The following is a 692-nucleotide window of genomic DNA, read 5'->3' as shown; positions in this document are numbered from 1 at the left end:
CCACCAGCCCGAAGGCCGACTTCAACGGCGACGGCTACGGTGACGTCGCCTTCGCCGCCCCGTACGCCAAGGTCGACGGCCACGGCATGGCCGGCTACGTCGCCGTGGTCTACGGCGGCGCCACCGGCCTCGACCCGGCCAAGCGGACCGTGGTCAGCCAGAACACCGCCGGGGTGCCCGGTGCCGCCGAGGCCGAGGACACCTTCGGCGACGCGCTCGCCGTGGCCGACCTCGACGGCGACGGCTACACCGACCTCGCGGTCGGCTCCTCCGGCGAGGACGTCGGCACGGACGGCGACGGCGGCTCCGTCACYGTGCTGTGGGGCTCGGCGAGCGGCCTGAAGAACGGCACCTCGGTCAAGGACCCGGCGGTCTCCGGGCACGACAACTGGGGCCGGCTGCTGACCGCGGGCGACTTCGACGGCGACGGAAAGAAGGACCTGGCCGTCGGCACCGGTTCGTCCCACGTCTACGTCGTGCGCGGCCCCTTCACCACCACCGGCACCAGCGGTACCGCGAAGAAGATCACCACGCCCGAGACGGCGTACAGCGTCGACGCCATGAAGGCGGGCGACACCAACGCCGACGGCAGGTCGGACCTGGTCCTCACCTACCGCGTCAGCCTCGACTCGTCCGAGTCGGGCAGCTGGTCCAAGGGCGTCGCCTACCTCGGCTCCCCCACCGGCCCGGAC

Annotated in this window: 1 protein-coding gene; it reads left to right on the top strand. The window is 72.6% G+C overall.

Annotated features, from left to right (window positions below; all coding sequences use genetic code 11):
• Positions 1-692 (top strand): FG-GAP repeat domain-containing protein (locus CA983_RS44600; protein WP_143645909.1); only part of this gene is annotated, 692 nt, incomplete at both ends.

This window comes from Streptomyces swartbergensis (assembly GCF_002148965.1).
Classification (GTDB): domain Bacteria; phylum Actinomycetota; class Actinomycetes; order Streptomycetales; family Streptomycetaceae; genus Streptomyces; species Streptomyces swartbergensis.
The sequence above is the reverse complement of the archived record's forward strand: the minus strand, read 5'-3'. Positions and strand labels throughout refer to the sequence as shown.